This window comes from Mesorhizobium sp. B2-7-3 (assembly GCF_006440715.1).
GTDB lineage: Bacteria > Pseudomonadota > Alphaproteobacteria > Rhizobiales > Rhizobiaceae > Mesorhizobium > Mesorhizobium australicum.
The window spans coordinates 379,705-396,658 of the sequence record NZ_VFTY01000003.1; the positions used below are offsets into that span (position 1 = coordinate 379,705).

Sequence of the window (16,954 nt, forward strand, 5' to 3'; positions counted from 1 at the left end):
AATATGGGATTTCTCGGCCAAAATGGAAAGAGCGCGATGAGGACGGGCCGGCGGTCGCGTCAGGCTCCTGACAGAAGGCTGTCAGGAGGTGGCGGACGGTTTCGCCTTATCTCAAGCGCCGCTTCCGTTCGACGCGACCCGGGTCGCCGATCCGTTCAGGCGATCCACCACGACGAGGCGGGTGACCTTGCCCTTCTTGAAGGCGGCGAGGAAGCGGGAATAGTCCCTGAAGACGACGCAGCCATTGGATTCGGCGCGACCGCCCCGCAGCATGTAGGTATGCGCGAGCAGGCCGTTGCGGTTGTATTTGTTGCCGCCGCTCGTCGGGGTCAGGCGGATCGCCTCGACGCCGTGGAAGCGGGATTCGCGCAGCGACAGATTGTAGGTGTTGGGCGGCGTCGGGCCACGATCCTTGACGTGGACATAGCGCGGCTGGTCGACCATTGCGCCGAGGCCGGAATGCGCCTCGAGCCGCTGGCCGTCGGGCATGTAGACGGTCTTGGCGCTGATGTCATAGACGGCGACGCCATGGCCGGCGCCGCTTCCGGCGCTCGGGCCGTTGAACAGGTTCCTGAACGCCTGGCCGAGGCCGCCCGAAGGCGTGTCCGGCTTGGCATAGGCCAGCACGTCGCCACCATCACGGGTCCGGCCTTGCCGGGCCGGCTGCCTGGCTTGCTGGACGGGCTTCGGCTGGGGCGCCGGCTTCTGCTCCAAGGTCCTGGGCTGTGCGGCCGGCTTGTCCTCTTCCACGATCCGGGGTTGCCGCGGCGCGTCATATTGCGGGCGGCGGGTCGGCAGCGGCACGTCGTCGGTGAGCGCATCCGGCAGCGAAGCGGCGTCGCCCGGCTGTTCCTGCTGGGTCTCGACAGGCGCCACCGCGACATCGGGCGAGGATTCGGTCATCGGCAGCGGCGAGGCGAAAGCTTCGTCCTCGACCGGCATCGACTCGACCAGGGCAAGCGCCAGTTGCGCGTTGTCGGGCGTTTCCGATTGGGCAAAGCCCATCGGCGCCGGCGCGGTCTGCACGACGGAACCCGTTTCAGCGCGGGCGAAGCGTTCCGCCGCCGGAGCCGGCATGTCGTTGGACAGGCTGGCCATGACCCGGACGGACGGCACGAGGGACGCCTCGGTGATCCGTGGAGTGGCGCTGGAAATCACTGGATGGGTGCTGGCCGCGGTCGCAGGCTTTCCCGCGCCGGCGAAGGCAGCGGCAAGCTTTGTCGGCGACAGCGACGCTTCCATCAGTTCGAAGCGCTGCTGCGATTTCGACTTCGCCGGCGTTGGCTTGGCCTGCGCCACCAGGCGCCCGGATTTCTCCGCCTTGGAGGTTATCGCGGCCAGCTTGAAGCAACTGGCACCGCACTGTACGGCATGGTCGTGCAGCGCCTGCGCGCCGCCATGCGCATTGGCTGTCATGAAGGGCGCCGAAGAGCTGAGGAAATGCTGCTTCAGCGGATCGGCGAGAGCGAGCGTGCCCGGCATGGACAGCGTCTGCGGCAGGCCGACCGACGTGACCGAAAGCGAGGCACCGACAGAGCTAAGGCCGGCCATGGTGCCGATCAGCCATAGGCCGACGGCGGCGCTGACGCCCGGCACCGCAATCCAGCGGACAACCCGTTCAGGGGTGAAGGATGAGGCACGTGGCGCTTCGAAGGCGGTCTCGCCGCTGCAACGCCTGTCCCCGACAATTTTACGACTCAACAACGCCATGCAACCAATCTTGCTCCAATCGGCTCCCACGTCCGCGGCTGTGATAGCCGCGACGACCATTCTGTGAGTGATCCCAGGTGGTCCCCGACGCGTTTGCCGCGCCTGTCGTTAGTTGCCGATTGCTTCAAAATATGGACAAAGTTGGTTAACCAATCCCTCTCAAAACCAATCGAGAGACGTGGACTTTGTGCCGAAAAAGGCTCGTCCACGACCATGCACGCGGTATTGCAGCCCTTCCAAGGCTTTTTTGCTGCCTGTTTTTGCCGGGCGAGTCAAGCGAAACAGCCTTCGCTAATCCTCGCAAAAGGCGATTCGGCGCTTCCGGGACAGTGAGGCACGCCAAATGCCTGTCGGCCGGGCGCCCCAACGCCGGTTCTTATTGTCGACGGCTCCATGACGGCAGGGCACCATTGATGTCGGTGCAGGCGGCCGCCATGAGCACCGTCGCCAGGGAGCTATTTCTAGGCGCTGTCCGTGATTCTCTACTTTGGATCAGTCGAAGTTCGGCTGTCCGCGCCGCTCAGTTGAACCACAGTGCGAACGTCAAAAACCCGCCACCTCCAAACTCGCGCTGGATCTGGTCGAAATCCTCGCTGGTCAGGATCTTGCCGCTCTCCAGATAAGGCGCGATGCCGGGACCGGTGATCGAGAGTACGAGGTCGAAGGGTTTAGGCTCGTCGAAGAAGCGCTTCATGTTGATCCCTTTGCCGGTGATGCGGAAGTGCGGCAGCAGCGCGCGGCCTTCGAGCAGGTCCTCGGCCATCGTCAGGGTCGCGAGCCAGGCCTGCACCTGCTCCTCGCCGACTTCGAGGCCGGTGAGCGGGTTCTCGCCCTTTTGCTGCGGGCCGGGCAGCCATTCGCGGTCATTGTCGGTCTCGGCGCGGATCGCCTTCCAGTCCTCGCGCGACAGCCGGATCATTTCGAGCAGCTCCTGGCGCGCCGCCTTGCGGCGTTCCGGTTCGACAACCGGCCAGTTGACGAGATGCACCATCGAGATGAAGTCGGCGATGCGCCATTCCGAGGAGAAGATGCTCGAGCCCATCTCGCTTGGCGGCGGCACGAGGATGTCCTGCAACGGCAGCTTGGCGCGCGGAAACAGCATGTGGAACGAGCCGTCGAACGTGCCCTTGAAATCATGCGCCAGCCAGAAATCGGCCTGCGCCATCAGGAATTCGGCATAGCCTTGCAGCCAATAGCCGTCGGCGCGGTCGAAGCGGAAGGTGAGCGCGGGGGCTGTATCGCCCTGGGAGATGCCGCCGCGCGACAGCGCCGCCATGATCGCCGCCATGCTTTCATCCGGTGCGATGGTGCCGTCCTCGTTGAGGTCGATGCCGACATGGGTGAGGTCGATGACCATGCCGATATCGGCATCGGCCGGCACCGAACCAAGCGTGGTGGCGGACTTTGCCAGCCGGTCACGGAAGGCCACCAGTATGGCGCGGAACTCTTCGTAGGTCAGCGGCTCGGGATTGGGGTTCGCCGGTACCGGCAGCTGCATCAGCGGCAGCATGAAGGATTGCGGGCTCTCAAACCCATGGCGATGCAGGCCGCTGGCCAGCAGTTCCAGCGCGGTGAAGAACTCGCCGGCGCCGGCGGCATAGGCTGACGCTGGATCTTTCGGCGCGGCCGCTTCCAGGGTCGACAGCGCGCCGTCGCGCGCGGCCACGGTCCTTGCCTCGAACAAAGCGGTTGCCGCTTCGGACATGGCCGCCGATGCGGACGACAGCGGCACGAGCACAATGAAAGCCGATGCCAGCAGGCTTGCTATTCGTGTCATCTTTTCCCTCCCATTTGCCGCGGCGACCATACACGGATTTGCGCCGCCGCGCCTGTCGATGCCGGCACGCTGTCCACATCGTTGCATGATTGTCGCCGGGCACGCTTCAACCGGTCCGGCGGACGGTCTACAGAAGGCCAACGATGAGGCGTGCCGTGTCGAACTATCCGCTCTCCTACAAACTGTCCTGGCTGCCGCGTTTCCTGAAACCGTCGCTCGGCGGTGGCGCCACCGGATTTGCGCCGGCATCGGGGACGCTGATGGACCCGCCACCGAGACAGACGGTGCGGCTGGCCTTCATCGGCGACATCTCGGCGGTAGCCAACCGGAGCGCGCCGGACTGCGATCTGGCGATGAAGGCGCTGCTGGGCACGGCCGACCTGGTGATCGGCAATTGCGAAAGCCCTGTCGTCGACAGGCCGAGCGCCGTGCTGGGGACAAAGCTCGGTACGCATCATGCGATGAGCGAACGCTTTCTGGCCGAGGCACTCGCGGCGGTCGGCATCGGGCGCGAAAAACTGGTCCTGTCGCTGGCCAACAATCATGTGTTCGACCAGGGCGTCGCCGGTTTCGACGCGACGGTCGCGGCGTTGAAGCGGCTCGGTATCGGCACCATCGGCCTCGCCGCCAAGGGTCCGGTCGAACGCTTCGCTGCCGGGCCGCTCGCTCTCGGCTTCGCCGCTTTCACGCTCTGGCGCAACGCCGACGAGAGACTGTTTGCCGACCGCGTCTCGATGGAAGGCGATCCGGCGCGCTGGCCGCGCGAGGCTAGTGCTGGGGTCGATCTCCTCTGTGCCGTGCCGCACTGGGATTGGGAGTTCCGGCATTTTCCGCGCGCCGCAACCCGGGCACTGGCGCGGAGGCTGTCCGGACAGGGCGTCGGTCTGATCGCCGGCCATCACGCGCATGTCGTTCAGCCGGTGGAGCGGATCGGCGGGACGGTGATTGCCTATGGACTCGGGGATTTCCTCGGCACCGCTTTTGCCCGCCAGCCGTGGCCGGGGCGGATTGGTGGGATTTTCATCGTGGACGTCAGCGCCGATGCGGAGACGCGCGGCGCTGTCGCGTCCTACTGGTTTCATCCCTTTGTGCGCTTGCGTGCGGGAGACCACGAACGGCTGCTGCCGGTCGAGGCATTGGACGAGCCCATGCGGCAAAAAATCGAGGGCCGCCTGGACGCGATCTTTCCTGCTTCCCTTGTGGACGCGTCGCCCTGACCGCGTGACAGGTCCACGACAGGGCAGGGGTAAGCGCTGGCGACTTTCCCGCGAAAATGGCTATCATGCGGCAACACTGGCGGCGGGGATTGGCGATGGAGACAGCGGATTTCATGCCGGGCGCGGCTGCTATCGCAGCCATTAAGAAAGACATCGAGGTCTACGAAGCGAAAAGGGCCTCGGTGGCACGCGCGGCCAAGTGGCGCGCACCGTTGTTCGTTGGCCTGGTGGTCGTCTTCGTGGCGCTCATTGCGTGGCTGTTCAACACGGTCGCCGATCCCAACGAGCAATGGTTCTCGACGCCGCACGTATTTCTGTACGTGGTCGGCTTCGTGGTGGCGGTCGTGCTTTATTTCCGGGCGATCAGGCCGGCGGCGAGGCTGCAGCAATCGTTTCGCCAGACGCTGATGCCGATCATCTTCGGCTTCATTGGGGATATGCGCTACCAGCATGACGTCACGCCGCATTCTTTTGACCGATTGCCGCGCGAGACCGTCGGCGGTTTCACCATGAGCCGCTTCGACGATATCATCTCCGGACGATATGACGGATTTGCGTTCGAACTGTACGAAGCCGACCTATGGGACGGGGGCGCCACCAAGAACAAGGCGACCACATTCAAGGGCGTCGTCGTCGCCTTCGAAACCATCGAGCCGTTTCCAGGAATACTGGTCGCGGCGCGACGTGCCAGCGGTGTGATCGGCTTTTTCCGAGGCATGTTCGCGCCCAGGATGCAGGAACTGCCGTCCGGCGTGCCGGAGCTCGACGCCGCCTACGAGTTCCGCACCAACAATGTCGAGGCGGCGCGGCCGCTGGTGACCGGCCGGCTGGCGCAAGCGCTGAAATGGCTCGGCGAAACCTGGCCGGACGAGCCCGCGCGTGTCGCGCTCAACGGCAGCGACGGTTTTCTGCTCCTGCCGCAGCCGAAGAATTTTTTCGAGCTACCTGATATTTCGGTGCCGCTCGACTACGCCAGCCATGTCGCACCGATGATTTCGGACCTGGGTGCCATGCTGGCGACCGCGGCACTGGTGCGCAAGATCGGCGCAAGCTAGTCCGGTTGGGCAAACGATCAACAATCGTAACCGGATTTGTCGCGCAGGTAGTCCGCTTCTTCCTTCGACATCCTCTTGAACATCACACACACGGTGAAGCTCCCTACTTGCCGCCCGTCGTGTCTATATCCCCAGTCCGAAATATCGTCCCTGGTGAATTCTATCTCCTGGCCGAGGACGACATTGCGCACAGCTGCCGGTTCGTTTGCCAATATGCCGACGAACCCCGTTTCGGTGCGCTGGAACGGGATGACCCAGAAGTGCTCGCTGATATCCCCATCGCGCACCTCGACCTTCAATTTGAACCTGTCCGTCCCAGAGGGCGGCGTTCCGGCCAGGGCCAGGAACTCATCCAGGCTGGCAAGAGCCTTTGCAGTCGCCGTCGCCATCTCGGGGTCGTCCGTAGCAAACATAAGCGCTTTGTCACTTCGGAATCGCGGCTTGCGCGCCGGCCGATCCCGGAGCACACGCCAACATCATCAAGGACATCATGGACCGGACTGCAAGCTTCATGGAAAGGCCCCCTCATGGTAACGGCGCACCATCCGGCATCCGTTCCAGATTTGCAACCGGAGCGCGAGTTTTCTCCATTTCAATTGGCGATCTGAACTGATCCATGACACAAAATGTGTATCGATAACGGCTCGGCGGTCTGTTTCGTGATGCTGCTCGAGACGGATTGCGGCGGCCTCGCCGTGATCGCAACCGCTCGCCACAATCCCTCTAAACGACTCTTTTCGCGAACGGAAATGCGCTCGCCGGGGGAACCGAAGCGGCCCGGAATGATGTCGGCCGCAGACAATATGTCGGAATTAAGCTTATGATATCCTTTGCGAAAATTCACCCAACGTGATTTGCCGATGATAGCTGTTTCGTTCCAGTCTCGGGCCGTTCGGTGCTGCCCTCTCCCAAGCGGTACCGGAAAACCGAAACAGCACGGAGTGCTATCCATGAAGAAGACCCTCGCAACCACCGCCGCTCTGCTCGCCTTCCTCGGCACGGCCTATGCCGCGACCGTTCAGGGCACCATCCAGGCCGTCGATCCGACAACCAAGTCGGTCACCCTCGACGACGGCAAGATCTACCAGCTGTCGCCCGATGCGTCGGTCGGGAAACTGAAGGTCGGCGCCAAGGTGGCGGTGACCGTCGACGACAAGACCGGCATGGTGACGTCGATCAAGAAGGCCTCATAGAGACTGCCGACCGGACTTTGAGACCCTGCTCCAATCTGGCCGGTTCCTTGGGGAACCGGCCATTTTCATTGGGTTGGACACTCACCGCCAGGCGACGGCGGCGGCGGAACGCCGTTGCGGCAGCGACGCTATGGTCTTTGCCAAAAGGCCGCGCTATTCCTTGGCCGCCGGGGGATCCGCATGGCCGAGGAACAAAAGGGATTTCGCCTGTCGCGGCGGCTGCTGCTGGGGGCGGCTGTTTTTGGCGGCGCCGTGCTGTGGGGCGGCACCACCGTGGCGCGGCTGGCGCGAGGCCCGTCAGGGCCGAAGAACAGCGGACGCATCGCCGATGTAGACGGCATCGCACTGCCGCTGAAGCCGATCGCGAGCCCGCCCGCCTTCGATCCGTCGCTGCCCTGGCTGGCCAAGGGCGGCGACATCAACGATGCCAGCGGTCTGTCGAGGACGCCGGTCTATGGCGTCGTCGAGGTCAGCGAGGAAGAGCATATCGCCAAGGCGCTCGCCTTCGCACGCGCCAACGGGCTGAAAGTGTCGCTGGCGGCCATCCGCCATTCGATGGGCGGGCATGCTTTCGACGACAATGCGCTGGTCCTGGATATGAGAAAGTTCAGCAAGGTTACGGTGGATGCCGCGGCCAAGACCATGACCTTGCAGCCGGGCGCGTGCTGGCACGATATCCAGACCATGCTGCATCCGCGCTTCGCGGTGAAGGCGATGCAGTCGACCGATATTTTTTCGGTCGGCGGCTCGCTGTCGGTGAACGCGCATGGCATGGACCATCAGGCGGGCTCGGTGGCCGGCTCCATCCGCTCGATGCGGGTGATGCTGGCGGACGGGTCGGTGACCACCTGCTCGCCAACCGAAAACATCGAGCTGTTCCGACATGTCGTCGGCGGCTACGGTCTGTTCGGCGTGGTGCTGGAGGCGACGCTCGATATCGTCGACAATGCCGTCTACCGCACCTCGCGCGAGATCATCAGATCCGACGATTTCCCGAAATTCTTCGCCGAGGTGCTGGAGCCGAACAAGGACATCGGCCTGTTCTACGGGCATCTGTCGACCGCGCCGGGCAATTTCCTAGAGGACATGATCGTCTACCGCTACGATAGAGTGGCGGAGCAGCCGCCGGCCGACCAGCCGGCGCTCGGCGAACCCGATGGCGTCGGCCTGAAGCGGGTGATCATGAACATGGCCAAATGGGGCAGTGCGTTCCAGGAACTGAAATGGTTCACCGAAAAGACGTTGGAGCCGAAATTCGAGAGTTGTACGGTGCCGCGTAGCTCGGCGCTTGCCCAGGGCGAGGCCTGTCTCGTCACCCGCAACAACCCGATGCACGATTCGGTGCCGTATCTGTTCAACGACCTCGTGAATGAGACCGACATACTGCACGAATATTTTATTCCACGCGCGAGCTATAATCCATTCATCGCGGAAGCGCGCGAGATCCTGCGCAACCAGGATCTGCCGGTGCTCAACGCCTCGGTGCGCATCGTCCACAACGAGGACGTGGCGCTGACCTACGCGCCGGAGCCGGCCTATTCGCTGGTGCTCTATATCAACCAGCCGGCCGATGCCGATGGCAATGCCAGGATGCGGGCGCTGACGCGGGCGCTGATCGACGTGACGATCAAGCATGGCGGGCGCTTCTTCCTGCCTTACCAATTGCACTACACGGCCAAGGAATTGCTGGCGTCCTATCCCGAATTGCCGGCCTTCCTGAAGGTAAAGCGGCACTATGACCCGGCGGAATTGTTTTCCTCGACCTTCTACCGTGCCATCAAGGCGCTGAGCGGGACGGTGTAGACGGCACGCAGGCCGTCCTACAGGCCCGTCGGCATCAGCCCAGCCAGCCAGTTCACGGAGCGCTTTGCCGCGTCGGCGGTTGCCGAGGCGGCGCGGCCGAGATCGGTCTTGACCACGGCGTAGCCGTTCTTCGTGCGGTAGAGCACGCCGGTTCCACCGTCGACCACCTGTTCATAGGCGACGGGTCGGGCAGCGGCCGCGTCCAGGGCCGTCGTGGGCGAACCGACCGGGACGCTCGGCCGATGGCTGAGTTCCGGCGGCAGCGGGCTTTCCGTCCTGACGGTCCGGCTGGCGGGCTTCAGTTCCGGGCCCGACGCGATCGCGGCCAGGTGCGAGGAGGACGCCGAGCCCTTCGCGCGGCAGATGCCGGACACGAGCGGATAATTGAAATTGCGCTCGTGCAGGATCTGGCTCTTCATCGCCGCTTCGCAATCGGCGATGGTCGACCACTTGGCCGGCGTCTCGCCGATATATTCGCACAGCTTGGCGTCGCAGTCGCAGCCGACAATGGTCATGGCGACAAGGGCGGTCTTGATCACAGTCTCGTCCCTTCGAGATGCCCCCCGGCAGCCCAGTCAGGCATGTCGCGCCTTCAGGCGACATGCGATCTTCCATTGCGCGCGAACAAGGCGGGATTTTGCCGCGATTGTGGAATGAGCATGACGGCTCGCCAATCCTGGCCAGGCGTGGCTGAAAAGCCTCAGTAGTCGTAGACGTGTTCGAGCCTGGCGCCGGCCTTGATCAGCGACGGCAGCACCAGATGCAGCTTGCGCACGGCCACGACCATGCCGGTGCGGCGTGTCGACGGCTCCGCCGGCAGCGGATAGCTGAACAGGATGCGCATGCCTTCGGGAATGGCGATCGTATCGGTCGACAGCACCGTGACCATGATCTCATCATTGCCGCCGATCTCGACAAAGGAGACACCCTTGTCGATCAGCCGCGGGATCATGTCGGTGAACACCTGATAGCGCTTGGTGACGAAGACGGTGCCGTCCGCGCCATAATCGCGTTCCAGCAAGGTGTCGGGCTCGTTGCGGGTAGCTTCGCCGACCGGCCCCCTGGCCCAGACATGGACATCGAGGAAGGCCGGGTCGGAGGTCGCGGCAAGCGCCTTGGTGATCAGGTCGGCATAGCCTTGCTTGATGGTGTCGGCGAGACCGAAGGCAAGCTTGCGTTCGCTGGTGCGGATGGAACTGTCACCAGGCGCCGGCTGCACCGCGAACAGCCCGGCGCGCTTCTCGGCATAAGGGAACTGGTACCACGGCACCTGATCGAGGAAAGAAGCATACTCCGCAGCCACCTTGGCCTGGTAGATGTCGGCCGCCGTGCGCTTGGCTGACGTCGCCTCGGTGATGCGACCGACCGTGTTCTCATAGGCCCATTGCAGGATATGCTCGATCGAATGGCTGGTGCCGATGATGACCAGCATCTGGTGGTTGGCGTAGTTGAACCTGTAGGGAGAACTGGCGCGGATCACCGTGGCATAGTCTTGCCAGAAGCGGCCGACATAGGACCAATAGGGAAAGCCGCTCGGCTGGTCCTTGGCGACGAAACCGGCATATTCGCGCGCGGCGTAGACGATCGCCCATTCCGGGTAGGTGAGGAAGGTCGACTCCTCCGGCCGCTGGTAGCCGAGGATTTCGGCGCGCACCTTGTCGGCCAGTGCCTTGGGCGGCGCGCCGTCGGCAATGCCTGGCAGCGGCGTCCTGTCGAGCGCCGGCGTCGTCAGGAAGCCATAGGCCAGCCCGGCGATCGGGATCAGGATGACGATGACGATCAGCCAGAGGATCGCCTTGACGATGCGCTTTATCAAGCGGAACAGGAACATGGCCCGTCAGGCCGTGGCGAAGTGGTCGTAGATGCGCTTCGACAGCCAGAAGCCGATATAGACGGCGATGCCGCCAATGACGATGTGCGGCAGGTTGGCGAAGAAGCGGGCAGGGAATTCGATGTCGTTGAGGGAGCGGAAGCCGTTGATGAAGATACCGGCATCGAGGCAGCCTGAGCCGGTGATCAGCCCGAGCACGCCGTCGAACAGGTAGACCGAGCCGAACAGCTTAAAATAGAACACCGCCTGGCGATGCGAGATGAAGGCGGCGGCCAACGCCCAGACGCCGGAGAAGGCGTGCAGCAGGTCGTCGTACCATTGCAATGAGAACAGGCCGAACAGATTGCCGTCTGCATCGTTGAAGGCCGGAATGTAGCCGATGGCCACGACGCCGAAGAACAAGAACGCGTAGGCGACTGCAAGCTTCTGGATCAGCGTCATGAAGTATCCCCCTTCTACGAGCCCATTTGTAAACGCTACTCTGCCAGCCGCCTGACGCGGTTTTCTGCGCTTCCGCGTTCTACTGCACCGCAGTAGAACTGTGCTCACGGACCCAAAGGTCCGCTGTGCTTCGGTTCTCGAAAACCACGCCATCCGACTCGGCAGAGCGCGTTTTCAAACGGGCTCTGACGACGTCGAACGTTAGCTGATTTTGCCGCCGGTTGCAGCCCCAACCGGAAACACCGTAAAAATTGCGTGGGAGAGCCAAAAGACAGTCGGCGCCGGGATTTCTCCCAGCGCCTCCCTGTCAGATCAGGACACGGTCGCGGCAGCAACTTCCGTAAAGTCGTCGCGCCATGCCGGCCTTGATTTTGACGGTCCTGCCAGAAGCCACCCGAGAGCAGCATCCGTTCCAGACCACGCCGGTCTTGGCCCTCGCGGGCCTTTGCCCTGCGTGCCATCGAAGGTTTTTGCCGTCCTTCATGGCAGCATCGGTCCGCCGTCGGCGTTGGCACGCTTTCCGCGGCCCCGTAGGTCTCGGCTTCCGTCCCTTGAACAAGCAAGCCTGCTCTCGTTCCGGGCCGTACGGGCCTCAGGAAATCCGCCTTTCACTTCGCCTTTCGGCTTGATGATCGGTAGCCGCCTGAGATGGGTTCAACTTACGCCGGGTAAGGGGTTTGGGGAATGGCCGCGCCCCTGTGGATAGCGGGATTATCGGGGACCAATGCCAGAAGCCAGGGAAGTTCAAGCGCGAAGGCCTTAGACAGCCTGCCCCGCGCTTTTTGGCGTCCATGGCCGAACGCGCCCTTGCTCCGCCGGCCGGTACGAGTTTGAATGCCGGCAAAGGATCGGGCATCCAGGTCCGGCGTCGGGGAGGGCGAAACTTGAAGGTCGGGGTGGTGCTCAATCCGATTGCCGGCGGCGGCCGGCTGAAACGGCATTGGCCTGACGTCGCCGCCGCGCTGAAAAAGCACTTCGGCGATTTCGAACTGCGCGAGACGCAGGCCGAAGGCGACGCCGAGCGGCTGGCGCTCGATCTCGCGGCAAACGGCTTCGACCTGGTGATCGCGGCCGGCGGCGACGGCACGGCGAGCGAGGTGGCCGACGGCTTGCTGCAGGCCCGCGAGGAGGGCGGCAGGACGACCGAGCTTGGCCTGCTGCCGTGCGGCACCGGCATCGACTTCGCGCGCGGGCTCGGCCTGCCGAAGGAGATCGGCGCGACGCTGGAACGGATTGCCGGGGCGAAGGCCAGGGCGGTCGATGCCGGCCGCATCTGCTATATCGACGACCATGGCGCGCTGGCCAGCCGCCACTTCATCAACATCGCCAGCCTTGGCCTGTCGGGCGCCACTGATCGCGCCGTCAATGCCGACAAGCGCAAGGGCAGGATGTCGGCCAAGGCGCTGTTCCTGTGGCGCACCGTGGTCGAGTTCATCCGCTACCGCTTCCAGGACGTGCGGATCACAGTCGACGACGGCACGCCGGTCGAGGCGCGCATGGCGCTGGTGGCGGTGGCCAATGGCAAATTCTTCGGCGGCGGCATGATGATCGCGCCCGATGCCGAACTGACCGATGGACGGTTCGACATCGTCATCCTGCGCGCGGCGGGCAAGCTGAAGCTGATCTGGGACATCCGCCTGCTCTATGGTGGGCGGCACCGCAACCATCCAGCGATCACCATCCTGCGCGGCAGGAAAGTGGTTGTCGAACCGCTCGGCGACGTCGAGAAGAATGGCGCGCTGGTCGACATAGACGGCGAGTCACCGGGGCGCATACCCGCCACCTTCGAGATCCTGCCTGGTGCGTTGCTGGTGAGATATTGAATCAAGGCACAGCCCGGCGGTGGAGCGTCTCAACGTCGTCATCCCAGGGCGAAGCAGGAGCGAAGCTCCGTCGCGGAGACACTGGGATCCATGCCGTGATATTGGCCGAAGAGTGCGGCGGAGCCGAAATCAGCACCGTTGCAGCGCCTTGATGTTACGGGATGGATCCTCGGGTCAAGCCCGAGGATGACGAAAGGAAGGGGTGTCTCCCGCCAATCGCCGAGCCATGCAGTCCGATCGAAACTCTCGCCCGAGAAACCGGTCGAGATGTTGCAGCTCTGATTCAAGTTGTTGCCGCTATGATTCTAGATGCTCGCCCAACATCTTGATTTTATTTGCTAGTTCATATTTCCAGCCTGGCCGGAAAGCCCGGCGCGCGCAGGTCGGTGCCGACGGTATCTTCAAGCAATTTGACGATCTGGGTCGACCAGGCATCGCCGCCATAAGCCGCCTTGCCTTGCTCGAAGATCGCGTTGACGCGCGACGCCAGATCGAGCGGCACGCCGGATTGTTCGGCCATGGTCAGCGCAAAGCCAAGGTCCTTCAGCGCAAGGTCCATGGTGAAGCCGATGTCGTAGGAGCCGTTCAGCACCAACTGGCTTTCGGTCTCGTGGACGAAGCTGTTGCCTGAAGACGCGACGATGGCGTGGTAGGATTGCGCGAGGTCGAGCCCGCCTTGCTTGGCCAGCATCAGCGCCTCGCCGGCGGCGACCAGATGGATGAAGGCCAGCATGTTGGTGATAACCTTGATCACCGCCGCCGAGCCGGTCGGGCCCATCAGGAACGACTTGGCGCACATCGCTTCGATGGCCGGGCGGTGACGCTCGTAGAGGGGGACGTCGCCGCCGACCAGCGCGGTGATCTTGCCGGCCGCCGCCAGATGCACACCGCCGGTGACCGGGCATTCCAGCGTCTCGATCCCCTTGGCCGAGGCGAGGGCGGCCAGCCGCAAAATCTCGTCGCGGCCGTTGGTCGACATCTCGATCCAGGTGCCGCCCCTGGGCAGCCCTTCCAGCAATCCGCCCGGGCCGCCCAGCACCGCCTCGCTGACTTTTGGCGAAGGCAGGCACGTGATGGCATTGCCGGCCCGCGCCGCGGCTTCGGCCGGGCTATTGGCGGCCGTCGCGCCGAGCGCGACAAGGCGCTCGACGGCGGCGGGGTCGCGGTCGACGACGGTGACGTCAAAGCCGTTGCGGATCAGGCTGGCGGCAAGATTGCCGCCGAGATGGCCAAGGCCGATGAAGGCGTAGCTTTCGCTCACGGCATCAGCGGCGTCTGCATCATCTGCAGATGCAGGTCCTTGCCGGTGTAGGGATGGGCGTCGCAGACCGCCTCGTTCAGCTCGACGCCGAGGCCCGGCTCATTCGACGGGATGACATTGCCGTCCTGCCATTCGATCTTCTTCTTCAACAGCGTGGCGTGGAAACCGTCCCACTGCTTCAGCGATTCCAGGATCAGGAAGTTGGGCAGCGTCACCGCGAGCTGGATGTTGGCGGCACCGACGATCGGCCCGCAATAGCAGTGCGGCGCGACCTGGATGTGATAGGCCTCGGCCATGGCCGCGATCTTCTTGGTTTCCAGAATGCCGCCGGAGCGGCCGAGGTCCGGCTGCAGGATGGTGGCGGCGCGGTTCTCGATGACACGGGCGAATTCGGATTTGGTCGTCAGCCGCTCGCCGGTGGCGATCGGGATCGAAGTCGCGCGGGCGACCTGCGCCATCACTTCGGGCATGTCGGGCGGCACCGGCTCCTCGAACCACAGCGGATCATAAGGCTCGATGGCGCGCGCCATGCGCAGCGCGCCCGATGCCGTGAACTGGCCGTGCGTGCCGAACAGGATATCGGCGCGGGTGCCGACCGCCTCGCGGATCGCCTTGATCATGCGGGTCGAGACATCGATGTCGACGAGGCGCGGCTGATGGCCGTCGAAGGCGGTGTAGGGGCCGGCCGGGTCGAGCTTGACGGCATTGAACCCCTGCTCGACATATTCGAGCGCGCAGGCCGCCGCCATCTCCGGGTCGTTATAGACATTCCTGCCATCCGGCGCGTCCTCGGAATGGACGCTGCCGGTGTGCGGATAGAGATAGGTGTAGGAGCGCAGCGTCTCGTGCACCTGGCCGCCAAGGAGCTTGTAGACCGGCTTGTTGGCTTCCTTGCCGACGATGTCCCAACAAGCCATTTCGAGTGCGGAAAAACAGCCCATGCCGGTCACGTCGGGGCGCTGGGTGAAGCCGGAGGAATAGGCGCGGCGGAAGAAGTTCTCGATGTCGTGCGGATCGTGGCCGATCAGATAGCGCTCGGCCATGTCCTCGACGAGCTTGGCCGTGACATGGGCGGAGAAGGTGGCGTTGTAGGCCTCGCCATAGCCGACCACGCCGCCATCGGTGGTGAGCTTGACGAAGATGAAATACTTGCCGCCGATGCCGGGTGGCGGGTTGCCGACAACCCAGGTCTTGACGTCGGTGATCTTCATGTGTGGTCCTCCAGAACCAGTTCGGCGCCCTTCCACCCGGTCATGACAGAGGCGGCGTTGGTGTTGCCGGTGATGTTGTCGGGAAAGATCGAGGCGTCGATGATGCGCAAGCTTTCGAGCCCGTGCACCTTGAGGCGCGGATCGACGACGGAGCGCGAGGGATCGGGTCCCATGCGGCAGGTCGAGACCGGGTGATAGACGGTGCCGGAGCGTTTCCTGAAATCGGTGATCAGGTCGGCGTCGGACCGGATCGACGGACCGGGCAGCACCTCTTCGGCGATGATCTCGGCCATGGCGGGCATCGAGGCGATCTTGCGCACGAATTTCACCGCGTCGAGCATCTCGGTGACGTCCGCATTGGTCGAATAGGCGTTGGCGATGATCTTGGGATAGTCGAGCGGATTGCTGGAGCGGATCATGATCTCGCCGCGGCTCGATGGCCGGCAGTTGGACAGGCCGATGGAGAAGCCCGGCCACGGATCCGGCGTCAGGATCGGACGCTCGCCGTTCTTCGGGATGAGGGTCGAGAAGGCCTGGAAATAGAGCTGCATGTTGGGGCGGGAGAACGCCGGATCGGTGCGGAAGAAGCCGCCGCCATGGTTCATCGACAGCGACAGAGGGCCGGACCGGGTCAGGATGTACTGCATGCCGACCAAAAGCTTGCCCCACCAGGGCCGCAGGATCTGGTTGAGCGTCGGCAGCTTGCCCTTGAAGGTGTAGTTGATGCCGACATGGTCCTGCAGATTGGCGCCGACATTCTCGTTGGCATGCACGACCGGGATGCCCAAGCCTTCAAGCAGCGCCGCCGGACCCACCCCGGAGAGCTGCATGAGCTGCGGCGAGTTGATCGAACCCGCGGACAGGATGATTTCGCGGCCGGCGCGGGCCGTCCTGGTCTGACCGTTCTGCAAATACTCGACGCCGACGGCGCGCTTGCCTTCGAACAAGACGCGGCTTGCCAGCGCGTTGGTCTCCACGCGCACATTGGCGCGCTTCATCGCCGGGCGCAGGAAGGCACGGGCGGCCGACATGCGGCGGCCGTTCTTGGTCGAGATCTGGTAGATGCCGACGCCTTCCTGGGCAGCACCATTGAAATCGGGATTGAGCGGCAGACCGGCCTGCTGGCCTGCGGTGAGATAGCGCTTCGTCAGCGGGTGTACGGCATCGGTGGTGTCGCTGATGTGCAGGGGACCGCCGCTGCCGCGCCATGCGTCGGCGCCGGCTTCATTGTCCTCGAGCGCCTTGAAGGCCGGCAACAGATCGTCATAGCCCCAGCCGGGATTGCCGGCGGCGCGCCAGTCATCGAAGTCTTCGCGGGCGCCGCGGATCCAGACCATGGCGTTGATCGAGCTTGACCCGCCAAGCAGCTTGCCGCGCGGCCAGTGGTCGACATTGCCGCCGAGGCCGGGATCCGGCTCGGTCTTGTAGTTCCAGTTCACCGTGGGATCGAAGAAGGTCTTGCCGTAGCCGAGCGGCATCTGCACGTAGAAGCGCCGGTCGCTGCCGCCGGCTTCCAGCACCAGCACCGAGAAGCGGCCCGAAGCCGACAGTTTGTCGGCCAGAACCGAGCCGGCCGAGCCGGAGCCGACGATGATGAAGTCATAGGTCTGCATGATGAAAATGGCGGCTCCG

Annotated in this window: 14 protein-coding genes; 5 read left to right on the forward strand and 9 right to left on the reverse strand. The window is 63.9% G+C overall.

All coding sequences use genetic code 11. From position 1 onward, the window contains the following. Positions 1-111 precede the first annotated feature (111 nt). Both FJW04_RS09320 and FJW04_RS09325 read right to left on the reverse strand, forming a co-directional pair. Complete coding sequence (locus FJW04_RS09320; RefSeq protein ID WP_140713663.1) at positions 112-1,710, reverse strand: DUF2778 domain-containing protein; 1,599 nt, start codon at positions 1,708-1,710, stop codon at positions 112-114. A gap of 520 nt (positions 1,711-2,230) precedes the next feature. Continuing rightward, a complete protein-coding gene (locus FJW04_RS09325) occupies positions 2,231-3,487 on the reverse strand; it encodes a hypothetical protein (RefSeq protein WP_140713665.1) in 1,257 nt (418 codons plus the stop codon). Between the two features lie 143 nt (positions 3,488-3,630). On the opposite strand from FJW04_RS09325, the gene FJW04_RS09330 reads away from it, so the two are divergent. Next, on the forward strand, positions 3,631-4,704 hold the full coding sequence (locus FJW04_RS09330; protein WP_181172907.1) for a CapA family protein: 1,074 nt from the start codon (positions 3,631-3,633) through the stop codon (positions 4,702-4,704). Between the two features lie 95 nt (positions 4,705-4,799). Then, positions 4,800-5,759 carry a DUF3137 domain-containing protein gene (locus tag FJW04_RS09335; protein ID WP_140713667.1) on the forward strand — a complete coding sequence of 320 codons (960 nt, stop codon included), beginning with the start codon at positions 4,800-4,802 and terminating at the stop codon, positions 5,757-5,759. A gap of 17 nt (positions 5,760-5,776) precedes the next feature. Here the strand turns inward: FJW04_RS09335 and FJW04_RS09340 are convergent, their stop codons facing one another. Then, on the reverse strand, positions 5,777-6,148 hold the full coding sequence (locus FJW04_RS09340; RefSeq protein ID WP_246673769.1) for a DUF2314 domain-containing protein: 372 nt from the start codon (positions 6,146-6,148) through the stop codon (positions 5,777-5,779). A 561-nt stretch (positions 6,149-6,709) separates the two neighbouring features. Here FJW04_RS09340 and FJW04_RS09345 point away from each other — a divergent pair. Together FJW04_RS09345 and FJW04_RS09350 are read left to right on the forward strand one after the other, a co-directional pair. Next, positions 6,710-6,952, forward strand: a complete 243-nt coding sequence (locus tag FJW04_RS09345) for a DUF1344 domain-containing protein (protein WP_015316128.1) — start codon at positions 6,710-6,712, stop codon at positions 6,950-6,952. A 180-nt stretch (positions 6,953-7,132) separates the two neighbouring features. Beyond that, complete coding sequence (locus tag FJW04_RS09350; RefSeq protein ID WP_140713668.1) at positions 7,133-8,755, forward strand: FAD-binding oxidoreductase; 1,623 nt, start codon at positions 7,133-7,135, stop codon at positions 8,753-8,755. A gap of 17 nt (positions 8,756-8,772) precedes the next feature. Here FJW04_RS09350 and FJW04_RS09355 read toward each other — a convergent pair whose 3' ends face one another. The 3 genes from FJW04_RS09355 to FJW04_RS09365 form a co-directional block, all read right to left on the reverse strand. Then, on the reverse strand, positions 8,773-9,294 hold the full coding sequence (locus tag FJW04_RS09355; protein ID WP_140617718.1) for a hypothetical protein: 522 nt from the start codon (positions 9,292-9,294) through the stop codon (positions 8,773-8,775). 161 nt (positions 9,295-9,455) lie between these two features. Further along, complete coding sequence (locus FJW04_RS09360; RefSeq protein WP_140713670.1) at positions 9,456-10,586, reverse strand: hypothetical protein; 1,131 nt, start codon at positions 10,584-10,586, stop codon at positions 9,456-9,458. 6 nt (positions 10,587-10,592) lie between these two features. Next, positions 10,593-11,027 carry a hypothetical protein gene (locus FJW04_RS09365; protein ID WP_140617720.1) on the reverse strand — a complete coding sequence of 145 codons (435 nt, stop codon included), beginning with the start codon at positions 11,025-11,027 and terminating at the stop codon, positions 10,593-10,595. An 884-nt stretch (positions 11,028-11,911) separates the two neighbouring features. Between FJW04_RS09365 and FJW04_RS09370 the strand changes: the two genes are divergently transcribed. Then, positions 11,912-12,850: a diacylglycerol kinase family protein gene (locus tag FJW04_RS09370; RefSeq protein ID WP_015316133.1), complete on the forward strand. Its 939-nt coding sequence runs from the start codon at positions 11,912-11,914 to the stop codon at positions 12,848-12,850. A gap of 343 nt (positions 12,851-13,193) precedes the next feature. Here FJW04_RS09370 and FJW04_RS09375 read toward each other — a convergent pair whose 3' ends face one another. Genes FJW04_RS09375 through FJW04_RS09385 form a run of 3 tightly spaced genes read right to left on the reverse strand, consistent with a single transcriptional unit; the run spans position 13,194 to position 16,935 of the window. Further along, positions 13,194-14,111 (reverse strand): NAD(P)-dependent oxidoreductase, encoded by a 918-nt coding sequence (locus tag FJW04_RS09375; RefSeq protein ID WP_140713672.1) that lies wholly within the window; start codon positions 14,109-14,111, stop codon positions 13,194-13,196. Beyond that, on the reverse strand, positions 14,108-15,322 hold the full coding sequence (locus tag FJW04_RS09380; RefSeq protein WP_140713674.1) for a mandelate racemase/muconate lactonizing enzyme family protein: 1,215 nt from the start codon (positions 15,320-15,322) through the stop codon (positions 14,108-14,110). Before FJW04_RS09380 ends, FJW04_RS09375 begins: the two co-directional genes overlap by 4 nt. Continuing rightward, complete coding sequence (locus tag FJW04_RS09385) at positions 15,319-16,935, reverse strand: GMC family oxidoreductase N-terminal domain-containing protein (RefSeq protein ID WP_140713915.1); 1,617 nt, start codon at positions 16,933-16,935, stop codon at positions 15,319-15,321. The genes FJW04_RS09380 and FJW04_RS09385 overlap by 4 nt, the downstream gene beginning before the upstream one ends. Positions 16,936-16,954: the final 19 nt, after the last annotated feature.

Excerpts from the sequence above, each read along its gene's own strand:
- FJW04_RS09320 (WP_140713663.1), bottom strand. The coding sequence starts at position 1,710 with ATGGCGTTGTTGAGTCGTAAAATTGTCGGGGACAGGCGTTGCAGCGGC.
- FJW04_RS09325 (WP_140713665.1), bottom strand. The coding sequence starts at position 3,487 with ATGACACGAATAGCAAGCCTGCTGGCATCGGCTTTCATTGTGCTCGTG.
- FJW04_RS09330 (WP_181172907.1), top strand. The coding sequence starts at position 3,631 with ATGAGGCGTGCCGTGTCGAACTATCCGCTCTCCTACAAACTGTCCTGG.
- FJW04_RS09335 (WP_140713667.1), top strand. The coding sequence starts at position 4,800 with ATGGAGACAGCGGATTTCATGCCGGGCGCGGCTGCTATCGCAGCCATT.
- FJW04_RS09340 (WP_246673769.1), bottom strand. The coding sequence starts at position 6,148 with ATGGCGACGGCGACTGCAAAGGCTCTTGCCAGCCTGGATGAGTTCCTG.
- FJW04_RS09345 (WP_015316128.1), top strand. The coding sequence starts at position 6,710 with ATGAAGAAGACCCTCGCAACCACCGCCGCTCTGCTCGCCTTCCTCGGC.
- FJW04_RS09350 (WP_140713668.1), top strand. The coding sequence starts at position 7,133 with ATGGCCGAGGAACAAAAGGGATTTCGCCTGTCGCGGCGGCTGCTGCTG.
- FJW04_RS09360 (WP_140713670.1), bottom strand. The coding sequence starts at position 10,586 with ATGTTCCTGTTCCGCTTGATAAAGCGCATCGTCAAGGCGATCCTCTGG.
- FJW04_RS09365 (WP_140617720.1), bottom strand. The coding sequence starts at position 11,027 with ATGACGCTGATCCAGAAGCTTGCAGTCGCCTACGCGTTCTTGTTCTTC.
- FJW04_RS09380 (WP_140713674.1), bottom strand. The coding sequence starts at position 15,322 with ATGAAGATCACCGACGTCAAGACCTGGGTTGTCGGCAACCCGCCACCC.
- FJW04_RS09385 (WP_140713915.1), bottom strand. The coding sequence starts at position 16,935 with ATGCAGACCTATGACTTCATCATCGTCGGCTCCGGCTCGGCCGGCTCG.